Source organism: Marinobacter sp. SS8-8 (genome assembly GCF_030540945.1).
In the GTDB taxonomy this organism is placed as follows: domain Bacteria; phylum Pseudomonadota; class Gammaproteobacteria; order Pseudomonadales; family Oleiphilaceae; genus Marinobacter.
Map to the genome: position 1 here is coordinate 60,821 of NZ_JASSVN010000016.1, position 13,244 is coordinate 74,064.

Sequence of the window (13,244 nt, forward strand, 5' to 3'; positions counted from 1 at the left end):
TCCCTCAGCCTTCGATGTTGGGTGGCCAGTTGTTGTCATCAATCTTTGATGTCCATTCCAGGAAGGCGGCGAGATCCTCGATTTCCTGATCGGTCAGATTGAACTGGGGCATCTGGCGGCGGCCGGGCACGCCGGTGGGCATGGCGTTCATCCAGGCGTTCATGTAGGCCTTGAAGACATCGCTGTCACCACCGCCGCGGCGGTCGAATACGTTGGCAAGTTCCGGCGCGAAGTACGCACCTTCACCCATCAGGGAATGACAACCGACACAGTTGTTGTTCTCCCACACATGTTTGCCACGAATCACCTGATCGGTGAGTTGGTCTCGGTTGTCCCGCTCGGGCATTGCCCGTATCTGGGTGTCAAACGTCAGCGCCAGAAACAACAGGATGAAGAATGCACTTCCTCCCAGGTATATGTTCCTGGCCATGCTTTTGGTAAAGCGCTCGGCCATGGTCTCTCTCCTCGGTCTTTGTGTAATACCTGACTGCCCTGCTAGGATATAAAGGTGTATCCATAATGCTGTTGATGATTATCAAGCATGACTGGCTATTTCACCATTGCGCCGGGGAGTTACCTCCGGAGGGGTAGATGATTTCCCTGGCGTTTTAATGGTTGTGCCGCCCCTCAGGTTCCGGAGTATCGAGTTCGGACTTGAGCCCGCCCCGGCCTTCAGACTGTACCTCTGGCCGATTTCGTTAACCGGGTTTAAGAAGGCTCCTGACCGATCACTCCATGTCAGTTCGGGCGAGGGCTATCAGATCCTGGCGAATCTCTTTCGCGCTCAGATCAGCCCGGATCAGAAGACGGGCATCTCCATTGCGGTCAAAAATGTAAACGGCATTGCTGTGAGAAACGGCGTAATTGCCGTTTTCGTCAGGTTCCTCATAACCGAAGGTTGTTCGATAGCGTTTGGCAAGCTCGCGAAGTTGCGGCTCTTTCCCGGTTAACCCGACGATCCCGCTGCCAAAAAACCTGACATAGGCAGCCAGGTGTTCCGGTGAATCCCGCTTCGGGTCAACGCTGACAAACAAGGTCAGGACATCGTCCTGAAGCCCGGATGGCAGGCCTTCAGTGGCCCGATTGAGCTTTTGCAACGTGGTGGGGCAGATGTCCGGGCACGAGGTAAAGCCAAAAAACAGCAACCTTATCTTGCCGTCAAACTGCCGGGCGGTTACGGGGCTGCCCTGGCTGTCTGTTAATTCAAACTCCAGGCCGGGCATCAGGCCGCTGATGTCTTTGCCGTTCCAGTTTTCCTCTTCGCCTGAACAGCCGCTGACAACAAGCGTCATCAGAAGAAGGGCGAGAAGCGACAGTTTGCCGGCCTGTTGCCGAAAAGGGCTGGTGTTCATGACGTGGTCTCCTCCATTTGGCTGGAACGGCTGGCGAAACTCTCGTCTTCCCGCATGGCGCGTCTCAGGATAATCAGAATACCGAGGATGCTCATCATCGCGGGCGGTATCCAGGTCAGCATGCCGCCAAGAAGCTGGTCGGTTTCCGGCGCCATGGGCCAGGCCCGGCCACAGACCTCGTAAACGTCGTACACCATGCCTCTTGAAAACACGATCATAGCCCCGAGTACCATCTGCGGTATCGCCACCAGGGCCAGGAGCAGTATGCGCTTTCCATAGCCCAGGGAAGAGGTGGTGGCGGGTGGGCGAGGATCAAAAATTAACCACCAGAAGAGTATCCCATCTATCAACATGCTCCAGTTCATAACCCAGTAGAGGTTTCGGCTGAGCATGGCATCAAAGTGAATTGGCGGCCATAACCAGAAATAGATGATCCCCACAAACAGGACGGAGGCGATCAGGGGGTGTTGAAGAAATCGATACACCCATCCCAGGGGGCGAAGCCTGCTCTTCAATCCAGGGCTTATTTGCCGGTACCAGAACTGCATTACCGGCAATGGGTTGGACAGGGCAATCAGTATAGGACCCAGATGATGAAGAACGAGATGCTGGCCGCGATGGACGAAGAACATGTATTGGGAGTAGTAATCGAATCGGGTTTGCATGACCCCATAACCGATCAGGACGCCCAGAACGAAGACCACAATCCTTACCGACCCGGGCCTGTCTTCTTCCGGCATCCGTAAAAGACCGGCGCCATAAAAACCCAGTACGAGCATAAAGCTCAGTAAGGTCAGCGGCGAGAAATCGTAGGGTGCCAGGTACTCAATCAGAGACATAGGGTTGCCGGGTCAGTTGTTGTCTGTTGTTGGCCTGAGCGCACGTTGTCTGGAGAGTCAGCGGGAATCTGTTCTACGTAAGGATACATCGTCCGGCTGCGGCGAGGTAGTCCCGATGCGGATAGCGTTTGGTCGGGCCACGCAGGGGAGGTGGCGAGCCGGGGAGCGTGTGTTCCCAAGGCCCTTTTTCATCTGCACTTTGATGCAGGTCAAATGCAGCGAAAGCCTCCACCTATTTTCAGTCGCAGTTCAGGTAGATATGGTGTGATGGAAGGGAAGTGGCGGGGCTACGAGGTGCACTCCCATGACCAAAGTACACAAAGCAACCAACCAGGCGCAGTTTCTGCTGCGCCGGAAACTGACCGTCGAAGGCCTTGATGAGAGTGAGTGGGACGATTTCGTCCACGAACTCAACCACCATCCCTGCGTCGATTTTTCAGAGCATAAACCGGGCAACCAGCTACATGTCACCTTCGATGGGACTCACTGGTCCACCGATGAGCTGCTGGAACTGATCAAGACCCACGGAGGCCGCCTGAAGGCGGGGTGGTGGACCCGGCGAAAACTGGCGTGGTATCGCTTTACCGACGACAACGTTCGGGCCAACGCCAAGCATGAGCCGTTTTGCTGTTCGAAGATTCCACCCATGAAAAAATAACAGGAGGTTGAATGAGCAGGGGGCAAGACAGAACCACCCGCTACAAGGAAGGCAGCCTCACCCTCACGGGAACCGTCATGCTGGGTACCGGCGTCATGATCGGCGCCGGTATTTTTGCCCTTACCGGGCAAATGGCGCAGATGACGGGGGTTTTTTTCCCGTTGGCGTTTCTGGCGGCTGCGGTGATCGTCAGCTTCAGCTCTTATTCCTACGTCGAGATTTCCAATACCTGGCGGCTTTGTCTGGGTCAAACTGAATACCGATCCGTTTGTCATTGGCGTGGCGGTTGCCACGATGATCGTGATCGTGGTATCCGGACAGCTTTTCCTGAAAAGGGCGGCAGCAGTCGAAGAAACCGGTCACGAGGATTCGCATGCTCACGGTCACCGGTAATCAGAATTCAACATGGAGGGCAGTATCACGATGGGAGAAAACATGTTTGGCAATACCATGTGGGCCGGGCACTGGCTGTGGATGCTGGTGATTGCCATCGTAGTCGTCATCCCGGCCTGGCGTATTTTCCAGCGCACGGGCTATCCGGGTTGGATGGGCATTCTGATACTGATACCCATTGTCAATCTCGTTCTGCTCTATTTCATCGCGTTCGCGGATTGGCCGGCAGTCGAAGCGGGAAACCATGATGATAGCTGAGTAACGGATTCCCGTGGTTTATAATTCATTTCCTTGTGAGGTGTTAATAGAGGGGGAGGCCTGATATCGAGAAAAATGACAATAAGGCGAATATTTCAGGTTAAATTAAATATTTGTTGATGAAAATGACAGAACGGATGAACAATTATTGAGTTCAATTGGAGGTCAGATAATGCGAGCAAAACTCTTAAAGCTGGTGTTGATTGTCATGGCATTTGAAGCGCCACTGCTGCAGGCGAGTGAAATCCTTTCAGGTGAGGACGTTGCTGACATTGTAGTGGGTAACACGGTTCAAATGGTGCTTCGGGATGTGGAGGATGACTTCCGCACCCGGACTTTTCACGAATACTACGACCCCGACGGGTCGATCTATGGCATGACAAAGTACAGGGAACAGCAAGGAAATCTCACTCACTATGTCGGTAGCTGGCAGGTGAAAGACGGGAAATTCTGTACCTCTGTCTACGGGCGAGATTATTCCTGCAACAAAATCAAACCCCTCGGTGACGGTAATTATGAGCTTGTAAACGAGGGTGGCACCATCAGAAACGTCAAGTTATACGAAGGGAAACATCACGGGCTGGAGTGACGAACCGGCGCTTTTTTGCAGCCGTTCTGGTCAGGGTCAAGGCAGGCCCGGTCTATGGGCCTGCCTCCTGAAGTGCTCCTGCGGAATACTATCCGGTTACCGGTTGTTGCCGGCGCTGGCAGGGGACTTGCCGGCGCCTTAGTACCACCACCGGACACCCGCCACAAAGCTAGAGGACTCGGTACCCTCGCCTTCCCGTTCACGGAGATCCCTGGTGTTGCCCAGGTAGCGTGTATAGGAAACACCAACATAAGGAGCGAACTCCCGGGAAAAGTGGTATCTCAGCCGGAGTCCCAGGCCAATATTGTTGATCCCGCTGCCAACGCCCCATTCCTCGACATCACTGAAGGCAACCAGGGTTTCCCCCCGGCCTTGCAGAATGAGCCTTTGGGTCAGTAACCAGTCGTATTCGGCTTCGAAATCATACGACAGGTCGCCGTCTTCAGTAACCCTGAGGTTGGTATCCACCTCAAACCAGAAGGGAGCAAGGCCCTGCAGGCCGATAAGTGCCGAATAACGCTCCTTGTTCTGGCCCGGGCCGAAGGTTGCCTGAGCGCCCAGCCCGGTCTGTATATCCCAGAAGGGGGCCAGGCGATAGCTGTACTGAGCATCAAAGTTTTCGATGTCGCCACCCTCGGTGGCCAGATCCGTCTCACCCTCTGTTTCTATCCAGAGCCGCTTGCGGTCCGTGCCGACCCAGGCCTGGACATCCCAGAGCGCGATCTCGTTGTTGCCGTCGCGCTGATATTCCAGCCGGTCACCCAGTATCTGGCCAAATATCTCATTGTCGGGAATAGGCAGTGTCCAGTCCGGCTTGGCCTGCACTCCGGTGCCTGCGGCACCGGCTCCAGAGGCAATGGTGAAGGCGGACGCGCCCACAACCAGCTTTATGCGATTTATCATAGTGATCATCCTCTATCCCGTTAAACGACCGACACGACACGAAACATGCCTGCGTCCATGTGGTAAAGCAGGTGGCAGTGGAACGCCCAGTCACCAGGTGCGTCCGCCGTTATCAGTGCGGAGACCCGCTCACCGGGTTTGACGGAGATCGTGTGCTTGCGTGGGCGATACTCACCCGCTCCGGTTTCCAGTTCCATCCACATGCCGTGCAAATGAATGGGGTGATCCATCATTGAATCGTTGACCAGGATCAGCCGAAGCCGTTCACCATGGTAGAATTTGACCGGGCCATCCACCTCGGAAAATTTCTTGCCGTCAAACGACCACATGTAACGCTCCATATTGCCGGTAAGGTGGAGCTCCACTTCCCGCTCCGCGGGGCGTTTGTCGGGCCAGCCATCAATACTCCGCAACTGGAAGTAGGTCAGCACCCGGTGGTCTGCGGTTTCAAAGCCAACGCCGGGCTCGTCCAGCCGTGAGCTGGGGCTGGAGGCCACCATCGCGGCCCCCGGGCCGTGATTGTCAGGGCCATGCGATACCGGGCGCCCTGCAGTCGGAACGGGGCCCAGGTCCGGTTTGTCAGGCGAGGCGTCCATGCTCATGCTGGCATGATCCATGGTCATGCCGCCTGAACCTCCCGCCATGTCGCCGTGGGCCATTCCCATGCCGCCGTGCATTTCCATGCCGCCACTCTTGCTCATCGCGCCCATTCCCATGGCTGCCATGCCCCGTTCAGTGCGCGGGTACATGGGAGGCACTGGCGCTTCCAGCCCCTTTCGGGTGGCCAGTGTGCCGCGCACGAACCCGGACCGGTCCTGGGACTGAGCAAACACGGTATGGGCCATGTCCGTTGGCTCCACGATAACGTCGTAGGTTTCGGCCACGCCAATGCGGAATTCATCGGTCTCGACCGGCTGCACCGGCTGACCGTCGGCGGAAATAACCGTCATCGGAAGTCCCGGGATGCGGACATCAAAGTAGGTCATCGCCGAGGCGTTGATTAATCTCAACCGAATTTTCTCGCCGGGACGGAACAGCCCGGTCCAGTTGCTGGCGGAAGTCGATCCATTCATCAGGTAGGTATATTCAGAACCGGTTACATCCAGAATATCCCGGGGGCTCATTCGCATTCTGCCCCACATGCCAGCTTTGCTCCAGGCGGCGTCCCAGCCCATGGTTTCGACATCCTTGAAGAAGTCGCCAACGGTGCGCTGGTTATAGTTGTAGTAGCCTTCAAACACTTTGAGATTACGGAAGACGTCGCCGGGCGAATCGAAGGTCCAGTCGGAGAGAACCACCACATATTCGCGGTCATAGCTGACTGGCTCGGGCTCAGCCGGGTCTATGATCATGGGGCCATAGTGGCCAAGTTGCTCCTGAAGCCCGGAGTGGCTGTGATACCAGTAGGTGCCATGTTGCTCGACCGGAAACCGGTACTCGAAGGTTTCGCCCGGCATGATGCCCGGAAAACTGACCCCCGGAACACCGTCCATCTGGAACGGCAGTATCAGACCGTGCCAGTGAATGGACGTGGCTTCGGTCAGGGTGTTGGTCACACGCATAACAGCCTCGCGGCCCTGCTTGAGCCGAATCAGAGGCGCAGGCAGCGTGCCATTGATGGTAATGGGCTGTTTTGAGGGTCTGGACCCGATTGTGAGAGGCGTTCGTGCGATTGTCAGATCATAGACATCGGCACCGTCACGCACGCTGTGATAAACATTCGAGTTGTCCAGGTTGCCCCTGGCATACGCCGGCATCAGGCTGTCAAAGCCGGTGAGAAGGCCCATTGCGGCAGCCCCCTGGATCAGGCGCCGCCTGGATAATCTGGTATCGGGATATTTCTCGTTCATACGCTGCTCCTGCCTTTCATGGCACTATTTATTTATTCGTTTTAATCATTGCTTAATCACTGTGGGTGCGCTAGCGGGACCTTGGTGCGTGGGGCGCAGTCAGGCCCCGGGTGCTCACTTTCGCATGTCCATCTTCACCTTACATGCTGTAGCTGAAACGAAACTGAACCGCCTGGCAGGGCCGTGTACTCCGGGTGTTTGCCTTGCTTCACCTTAGCCGAAGCTTGTACTATCTTTTGGGCATAGGGTCAGAATCTGGCCCGGTCAGCAGTAGACCCCTGTTGACGCAATCTCAGTTCCCAGTTACGCAACGGACGGAGAACACCATGAAAAGACTTACACTTGTTACTATCCTCGTCGCCGGTCTGCTTTCCATGCCGGCTATGGCAGCGGATCATGATCAGCAGCGCGATAAAAAGCGCCAGGAGCAGGGTATGCAGATGCAGGGCCAGGGCATGCAGATGCAGGATCAGGAGAGAGCAGCGGCGATGCAGCAGAACATGGAAGAAATGCAGGCGCTGATGAGCCGGATCAAACAGGAGCAGGATCCTGCCAAGCGCCAGGAGTTGATGCAGGAGCACATGAAGACCATGCAGAAAGGCATGCAAATGATGCAGGGAGGCATGGAAGGCTGCATGGGAATGATGAAAAAAATGATGGGCCCAATGGAGGACCAACAGATGAAATCGAAAGGGGCCGGAAAATCCGGGCATTAAAGTCGTCAGGTTTTTATCTTTCGCCCTGTTAAGGGTAACCGTCCAAGCTGACGGCAACACCTGACAAAAAACCGTCTTGGGGCTCCCTCCCTTGAGCGTGTGCCCCAGGCGCGTGTCTCTCCTCACCGCTTGCCATGCCTAAAAGCCCCACACCGTGCCCGCCGATCCACGGTGTGGTACTGATCAATCGAGCACTGATCAGTACTGGGGGAAGCGGGTGACTGGTGAAGGAACGCATGAGTTCCCGGTTGTTGAATAAGTGGTCTGACTATAAAACCTCTGAGCTACTTCTACGTCAAGCCGTAGGGGGCTGAATTTTTCCAGAATGATTCAGGCTTGATTGCTGTCCAATCCGGACCGGTTGGCGGAAACCATTCCGTTTCGGTTCAGTGCGGCATGAGTGATTACCCTCTTGGTTGTGGTATTGGCTTGATGTAAATCATAATTTCGAGTGTCAGGAACAGAATTTCACTTTCTTTTGCTGGTTTTCAGGGTGATTTCAGATTGCAGAGTTCTACTTGAGCCAGGGAGTCTTATCCCTGATTTAGTACTCATCAACCCAAAGTAAGCGGGAGAAATGAAATGGATATCAAAACCTTTGGTGAATTGATCAACTGGACGCGGGATCTGCACTCACACCTGGCGAGTTGTCTCTCCCATTGTGCGACAAAGAATGAAGAAGAGCGGGCCCGGGCGTTGCTGGACTATCTGGCGGCCCATGAGTCGGAAATGGAGCGGATAGTGAACGAGTTTGGGCGTCAGGGGAATCCCAGGGCGCTCGAAACAAGGGTCTTTGATTACCTTTCGCATCACCCGATCAAAACACACCGTACCTGTGACGAGCCCTACGCCAGGCTCGATTTCCAGGGCATCTGCCGGGAGGTATTCGACTTCCATGATCAGATCATCGAGCTCTATAAAGCCATGGCGGACCGGGCCGAGATTCCCGAGGCGCGGGAGCTGTTCCAGGCGTTGCTGACCATGGAGCGAAACGAGTCGATGCGGCTGGCCCGTCAGGTCGGACGAATGGAAGACCTCTGATCGCCTGCTAATGAGACCCGGGCTCTGCCTATTAACAGAATGTCCGGCGGATGACTGAATACTGATGAGATTGCCAGCCTGACCCGGGCCATGGTGGCAGGGACCTGAGGCCTTTGCTGTCAGGTGAAAATAAAAACTGATTTGAGTCAAGGTCGGGGTGATTGGGTCGAAAAATTCAGTTTCGTTTCAGTTTCAAGGTGTCCAATTGTTCATGTTCTGGATTGGTGGCTTTTCGAAAGCCTTATCCCGGAACAGTTATATTCGTATCTTCATCTAACCCAGAAGGGTGCACCTATGAAAAAACTCCATTTTATCAAGCTGTCGCTGGCAGCCTCCGTATTCGCGAGCGGGGCCGCCATCGCAAACGAAGACACCGAATCGAAAATTGCCAACCTTGAGTCGCAGATCGCGGCCCTGCGGGAAGATGTCAAGAGCAACAATCTCGATACGGTGAACAAGTGGCATATGGCCGGGTACAGCAACGTTGATTTCGTGGGTGGCTCCGACAGGCAAGAGGACGGTTTTACGTCCGCGCGATTTGCGCCGATCTTTCACTATCAGTTTTCCGACAGGGTGTTGTTTGAAGGCGAGCTTGAAGTCAATACGAATGCAGATGGTGAAACTGAAATCGCAGCGGAATATGCGACCATCGATCTCATGCTGAACGACTACATGGCGCTGGTGGCGGGTAAGTTTCTGAGCCCCATTGGCCAGTTCCGCCAGAATGTCCACCCAAGCTGGATCAACAAGCTGCCGACTGTACCCGTGGGCTTTGGCGAGGGAGGCGCGGCACCGCTTGCCGACCTGGGCGTTCAGTTGCGTGGCGGTTTTCCCTTGAGCGGGTCGATGCGCGCCAACTATGCCCTGTACACCTCGAACGGCCCGACACTTGTTGTTGATCCAGCAGATGGTGAAGTGGAATTGGAAAGCGAGCCTGCCGCAGGCAATGCCGATGGCAATTTTGTGTACGGTGGCCGGGTGGGGTTCCTGCCGGTGCCGGCGCTGGAGTTGGGACTGTCCGGTGCGTTTGGCAAGATGGGAGTAGGCCAGGGAAGCGTGTCTGAGCTGGCACAGGGAGAGCCAGACCGTGATTACACCGTTCTGGGTGCAGACGCCATTTACAACATTGCCACCCTGCAACTGCGCGGTGAATTTATTCAGCAGACCGTGGGAAGCGAAGCCAACAGCACGATCTTAGGTGGTGCGGCGGCTGAAGAGCTTGAATACACAGCCTGGTACGGGCAGGCGGCGTACCGGGTGCCGGATACCAAGTGGGAAGGCGTTGTCCGCTTGGGTGACCTGGACACCCCGGATGCCGATGCAAACCGCTCCCAGTGGTCTGCGGGGGTGAATTACCTGTTCACTAACAATGTTATCATCAAGGCGGCCTACACCGTGGATGACTACGATGACAACGCTACTGACGATGACAAGCGCTTCAACGTTCAGTTGGCTTACGGATTTTAAGAGGGTATTAGCATGAAATTATTGAACCGGAACCTCATCAGTAACGCTGTATTAGTCGCCGCGCTTGTTGTCGGTGGCGCAGGCTCGGCAGCGGCTCAGGACGCAGACGATCCCATGGCATTCATCCGGGGCGCCCAGTCATGGGCCGACAACTGCTCACGGTGCCACAACATGCGCGACCCGGCCGAGCTTCGTGACGATGTCTGGGAGCCAAGCGTGATTCACATGCGCATCAGAGCGGGTTTAACCGGGCAGGAAGTGCGGGACATAACAGCCTTTCTCCAGAAGAGCAATGATCCCGCAGATAACAAGGGGGGTGATAAATGAAAACGTCATCTTTTCTGATCGCCAGTCTGGCCACCGGGATCCTTGCGTACTCAGCCGGAGCTGCGGCTTCGTCTGACCAGGTGGAAGCCGGCGAAAAACTCTTTAACTCTACGTGCGTTGCCTGCCATGGCGCAGACGGAAAGGGCAAGCTGCCCGGCGTTCCGGACTTTACCAAGAGCGATGGCCGGCTGTCCAAGGATGCTGACGTACTGGCTACTCACATCATGGAGGGGTTCAAGAGCCCCGGCTCGTCCATGGCGATGCCCGCCAAGGGCGGCATAAGTTCATTGACCATGGAGCAGGCGGAGGCCATCGTTCAATACATGCGCCAGGCCTTCTCAGGCAAATAGCAGTTGAAGTCGGGGCAACGCGGGCCTGGTGTATGCCAGCGTTGCCCCGCTTTTTTTCGCGGGTAGCCAGGACGCTACTCTTCACAGAAAGGAACTCTGACCATGAGCAATCTGATTGCCGCCTGCGTCGGTGATACGCACGTCTGCCCGATCAAAGGGCACGGTTCTTCCCCTATCTTGCCAAACGGCTCTAGCATCCTAGTTGAAGGCAAGCCCATTGCCCGGGTGGGCGATGTTGCCGGCTGCGGCGCCGTTATTACCCAGGGCTACCCGCTGGCACTGGCCGATGGTATGCCGGTGGCCTATCTGGGCAGCCCCACCAGTCACGGTGGTTCGATAGTCAGTGGCAATCCACGGGTCATTCTCGGCGTTGCCACCAACACTGCGCCGGTTGTGGATTTTGCCATGGCCGGTGCGCTGGATGATAAAGGTCAGCTTACGCCAGGCGCCAAAGAGTTGCGGGTCCTTGTCCAGCAACAAATGGACGAATGTCTGACGGCCAACGCGACCGGGGCTATGTCAGAAGAAGAGTGCAGCAATGAGCTGTCACAGATTCTGGAAGGCAGTTACCTCAACGCAGAAACCAACGTCTCCAAGCTTGAGCGGTTCTACCAGATTGCATCGTCTGAAAATGAAGGTGCAACCATCCGCTCTCTGTCGGTGTATGTCTCCGGAGTTGGTACGAAATTCGGCCAGGAAGATGATGGCTGGAGTATGGGCACAGGGCTTGGTGAAAGGGGTATTTTGGCGAAGATAGAGGTTGGCGCGTCAAAGCTTCTGACTGAACTTACGTTAAAAACCGATGTAGTTGATGAACTCGTCCTCGATGTGTTTGGTTTCAGCCGTGGCGCAGCCACGGCTCGTCACTTCGTGAACGAGGTGCTTGCGACTGAAGACAGTGCACTGGGTCAGGCCTTTAAAAACAGTGGTCTTAGTTGGCCGAAGACAGTCTCCGTCCGTTTTCTGGGTGTTTTCGATACAGTCGCGGCGGTGCTTGACTGGCAAGGTGGCGATTTCACGCCTCACAATGACAGCAATGGTCCGGTCAACGTTAGCATCATGCCGGAGGCCGTGGAACGAGCGGTGCATCTGGTTGCCCGTCATGAGCGCCGCCACAATTTTTCACTGAACAGTCTTCGCGGTGCATCCGGCAATCTGCCGGAGCATTTCAGTGAATGGTCGCTGCCTGGTGTTCATTCCGACATTGGCGGAGGATATCCCGACCGCTTTCATGAGCACATTGAAGTGAGCCCACCCTTGTTGGTGACGGGCAAAGGTCGTCGTGATCCCGAAGCCAGCTTTGAGTTCTCCCGTATGCTTCAGGGGTGCGCTCTGGTCAAGAACGAGGGATGGATCGGCGAATACAATCCTCTGGCGACTCTGGATATCGAGCAATCACAGCCACCTCGTCTTCCTGGTGGAAACGTTACGCTGAGGCTCTGGCTGGATCGTGAGGTTCGTGGCGAGTATTCCCGGATTCCGTTGTATCTGATGCATAAGCTGGCGGTGGATGAGGGTGTGCCATTAAAAGTAATTAACCCTGATGTTGAAGGCTTGGCCCTGCCGCAAGAACTTTTCACCGTAGCGCGCAATCTAGCGGCCCACGTATGGTATGGCAATGATTTGCTGATGACGCGGGAATCACAGATGTTGCTCAGGCAACGCTATATGCATTACTCCGACCATTACCTGAAAGTGGGCCCCATCTACCCTTTCCGGCCTGCGCCCTATGGAAAACGGGTGATTCATCCAAACAGAGGCGTGGCCTGATGTCAGTGTTGAACTCATTGAAGGTACCAGTGCTAACCTTGCTCATTGTCTTTTTGAATGCGGGTTGCTCCGAAGCCGAGGAAAGTCAATGGGACATGCCGGTCAACTATCTGATTAAGGTCGTTGCTCCACAGCATTACGATGTGTGGGTCGACACATTTATGGTTGAGTCGTTATCCAGGGATATAGGGTGGCGTGGGCCTATCGGGTCGGTGTCCTGTTGCTGGAAAGCACCGGGTGGTAAGTCGGCAGAGTGGCAGGCCATGCCCGAACTGATTCTTATCAAATGGTTTTCATTCGCTGAGCAGCAGTCTTACCGAGCCGTCATTAAGCTAGAGAATCCCGATAAGCTTTTGGAGCGTATGCAACAGCCTGCTCCGGCGATGTTTAATGGTAAAAAAGTAAATATGCCGCGACATGTATTGGCCCTTGGACTAGCTCCCGGCGGTAAGGTCGTCATGTGGATAATGAACTGGGAGGAAACCGCGATAGAAGTAGGACGATATCAAGCTGCCCGGTATGACAATAAAGAGTCAGACTATACTCAATGGGTTGAGGAGTATCTGGAAGAAGAAGGGGATTATATCCGGGCACACGGTATGCAGTACGATAGATGGTAAATCTGAAACCGCGGAGCCAGTCGCCCCGCAACCAGGCGATGCACCGGATACCAATCCCTCCGCTTCGCCGGCATCATCAGTTTCTCTTGCGGCCATGGTAAAGGCTTGCTT

15 protein-coding genes and 1 pseudogene are annotated in these 13,244 nt (G+C 55.2%); 11 read left to right on the forward strand and 5 right to left on the reverse strand.

Features of this window, described 5'->3' with window-relative positions:
* Positions 1-4 precede the first annotated feature (4 nt).
* The 3 genes from QPL96_RS15195 to QPL96_RS15205 form a co-directional block, all read right to left on the reverse strand.
* Entirely contained in the window at positions 5-454 is a 450-nt protein-coding gene (locus QPL96_RS15195; protein WP_303288156.1) for a cytochrome c, read from the reverse strand.
* 274 nt (positions 455-728) lie between these two features.
* The gene (locus QPL96_RS15200; protein WP_303288157.1) at positions 729-1,352 is read right to left on the reverse strand and encodes an SCO family protein; all 624 of its coding nucleotides are present in this window, start codon (positions 1,350-1,352) and stop codon (positions 729-731) included.
* Positions 1,349-2,191 carry a cytochrome c oxidase assembly protein gene (locus QPL96_RS15205; RefSeq protein ID WP_303288158.1) on the reverse strand — a complete coding sequence of 281 codons (843 nt, stop codon included), beginning with the start codon at positions 2,189-2,191 and terminating at the stop codon, positions 1,349-1,351. Before QPL96_RS15205 ends, QPL96_RS15200 begins: the two co-directional genes overlap by 4 nt.
* Positions 2,192-2,495: 304 nt before the next feature.
* Between QPL96_RS15205 and QPL96_RS15210 the strand changes: the two genes are divergently transcribed.
* The 4 genes and pseudogenes from QPL96_RS15210 to QPL96_RS15225 all read left to right on the forward strand — a co-directional run bounded on the left by QPL96_RS15210 (position 2,496) and on the right by QPL96_RS15225 (position 4,089).
* A complete protein-coding gene (locus QPL96_RS15210) occupies positions 2,496-2,849 on the forward strand; it encodes a hypothetical protein (RefSeq protein ID WP_303288159.1) in 354 nt (117 codons plus the stop codon).
* An 11-nt stretch (positions 2,850-2,860) separates the two neighbouring features.
* Positions 2,861-3,076: pseudogene (locus tag QPL96_RS15215) on the forward strand (amino acid permease); the annotation flags it as partial.
* Positions 3,077-3,254: 178 nt separating this feature from the next.
* A complete protein-coding gene (locus QPL96_RS15220) occupies positions 3,255-3,500 on the forward strand; it encodes a hypothetical protein (RefSeq protein ID WP_303288160.1) in 246 nt (81 codons plus the stop codon).
* 172 nt (positions 3,501-3,672) lie between these two features.
* Positions 3,673-4,089 (forward strand): hypothetical protein, encoded by a 417-nt coding sequence (locus QPL96_RS15225; RefSeq protein WP_303288161.1) that lies wholly within the window; start codon positions 3,673-3,675, stop codon positions 4,087-4,089.
* Positions 4,090-4,227: 138 nt separating this feature from the next.
* Here QPL96_RS15225 and QPL96_RS15230 read toward each other — a convergent pair whose 3' ends face one another.
* The gene (locus tag QPL96_RS15230; protein WP_303288162.1) at positions 4,228-4,992 is read right to left on the reverse strand and encodes a copper resistance protein B; all 765 of its coding nucleotides are present in this window, start codon (positions 4,990-4,992) and stop codon (positions 4,228-4,230) included.
* A 20-nt stretch (positions 4,993-5,012) separates the two neighbouring features.
* On the reverse strand, positions 5,013-6,842 hold the full coding sequence (locus QPL96_RS15235) for a copper resistance system multicopper oxidase (RefSeq protein WP_303288163.1): 1,830 nt from the start codon (positions 6,840-6,842) through the stop codon (positions 5,013-5,015).
* A 326-nt stretch (positions 6,843-7,168) separates the two neighbouring features.
* Here QPL96_RS15235 and QPL96_RS15240 point away from each other — a divergent pair, with 326 nt between their 5' ends.
* The 7 genes from QPL96_RS15240 to QPL96_RS15270 all read left to right on the forward strand — a co-directional run bounded on the left by QPL96_RS15240 (position 7,169) and on the right by QPL96_RS15270 (position 13,133).
* Positions 7,169-7,558 carry a hypothetical protein gene (locus tag QPL96_RS15240; RefSeq protein WP_303288164.1) on the forward strand — a complete coding sequence of 130 codons (390 nt, stop codon included), beginning with the start codon at positions 7,169-7,171 and terminating at the stop codon, positions 7,556-7,558.
* Between the two features lie 582 nt (positions 7,559-8,140).
* Positions 8,141-8,599, forward strand: coding sequence for an ATPase (locus QPL96_RS15245; RefSeq protein ID WP_303288165.1), 459 nt, complete (start codon positions 8,141-8,143; stop codon positions 8,597-8,599).
* 294 nt (positions 8,600-8,893) lie between these two features.
* Positions 8,894-10,066, forward strand: a complete 1,173-nt coding sequence (locus tag QPL96_RS15250) for a porin (RefSeq protein ID WP_303288166.1) — start codon at positions 8,894-8,896, stop codon at positions 10,064-10,066.
* A gap of 12 nt (positions 10,067-10,078) precedes the next feature.
* Complete coding sequence (locus QPL96_RS15255) at positions 10,079-10,393, forward strand: cytochrome c (RefSeq protein WP_288944969.1); 315 nt, start codon at positions 10,079-10,081, stop codon at positions 10,391-10,393.
* The gene (locus QPL96_RS15260; protein WP_303288167.1) at positions 10,390-10,743 is read left to right on the forward strand and encodes a cytochrome c5 family protein; all 354 of its coding nucleotides are present in this window, start codon (positions 10,390-10,392) and stop codon (positions 10,741-10,743) included. Before QPL96_RS15255 ends, QPL96_RS15260 begins: the two co-directional genes overlap by 4 nt.
* A 96-nt stretch (positions 10,744-10,839) precedes the next feature.
* Positions 10,840-12,513 carry a DUF2235 domain-containing protein gene (locus tag QPL96_RS15265; protein WP_303288192.1) on the forward strand — a complete coding sequence of 558 codons (1,674 nt, stop codon included), beginning with the start codon at positions 10,840-10,842 and terminating at the stop codon, positions 12,511-12,513.
* Positions 12,513-13,133: a DUF2931 family protein gene (locus tag QPL96_RS15270; protein ID WP_303288168.1), complete on the forward strand. Its 621-nt coding sequence runs from the start codon at positions 12,513-12,515 to the stop codon at positions 13,131-13,133. The genes QPL96_RS15265 and QPL96_RS15270 overlap by 1 nt, the downstream gene beginning before the upstream one ends.
* Positions 13,134-13,244: the final 111 nt, after the last annotated feature.

Bases quoted from the DNA above. Each gene is read 5' to 3' on its own strand.
- QPL96_RS15250 (WP_303288166.1), top strand. From the start codon at position 8,894: ATGAAAAAACTCCATTTTATCAAGCTGTCGCTGGCAGCCTCCGTATTC.
- QPL96_RS15195 (WP_303288156.1), bottom strand. From the start codon at position 454: ATGGCCGAGCGCTTTACCAAAAGCATGGCCAGGAACATATACCTGGGA.
- QPL96_RS15205 (WP_303288158.1), bottom strand. From the start codon at position 2,191: ATGTCTCTGATTGAGTACCTGGCACCCTACGATTTCTCGCCGCTGACC.
- QPL96_RS15255 (WP_288944969.1), top strand. From the start codon at position 10,079: ATGAAATTATTGAACCGGAACCTCATCAGTAACGCTGTATTAGTCGCC.
- QPL96_RS15225 (WP_303288161.1), top strand. From the start codon at position 3,673: ATGCGAGCAAAACTCTTAAAGCTGGTGTTGATTGTCATGGCATTTGAA.
- QPL96_RS15240 (WP_303288164.1), top strand. From the start codon at position 7,169: ATGAAAAGACTTACACTTGTTACTATCCTCGTCGCCGGTCTGCTTTCC.
- QPL96_RS15235 (WP_303288163.1), bottom strand. From the start codon at position 6,842: ATGAACGAGAAATATCCCGATACCAGATTATCCAGGCGGCGCCTGATC.
- QPL96_RS15230 (WP_303288162.1), bottom strand. From the start codon at position 4,992: ATGATAAATCGCATAAAGCTGGTTGTGGGCGCGTCCGCCTTCACCATT.
- QPL96_RS15220 (WP_303288160.1), top strand. From the start codon at position 3,255: ATGGAGGGCAGTATCACGATGGGAGAAAACATGTTTGGCAATACCATG.
- QPL96_RS15200 (WP_303288157.1), bottom strand. From the start codon at position 1,352: ATGAACACCAGCCCTTTTCGGCAACAGGCCGGCAAACTGTCGCTTCTC.
- QPL96_RS15270 (WP_303288168.1), top strand. From the start codon at position 12,513: ATGTCAGTGTTGAACTCATTGAAGGTACCAGTGCTAACCTTGCTCATT.
- QPL96_RS15210 (WP_303288159.1), top strand. From the start codon at position 2,496: ATGACCAAAGTACACAAAGCAACCAACCAGGCGCAGTTTCTGCTGCGC.
- QPL96_RS15245 (WP_303288165.1), top strand. From the start codon at position 8,141: ATGGATATCAAAACCTTTGGTGAATTGATCAACTGGACGCGGGATCTG.
- QPL96_RS15260 (WP_303288167.1), top strand. From the start codon at position 10,390: ATGAAAACGTCATCTTTTCTGATCGCCAGTCTGGCCACCGGGATCCTT.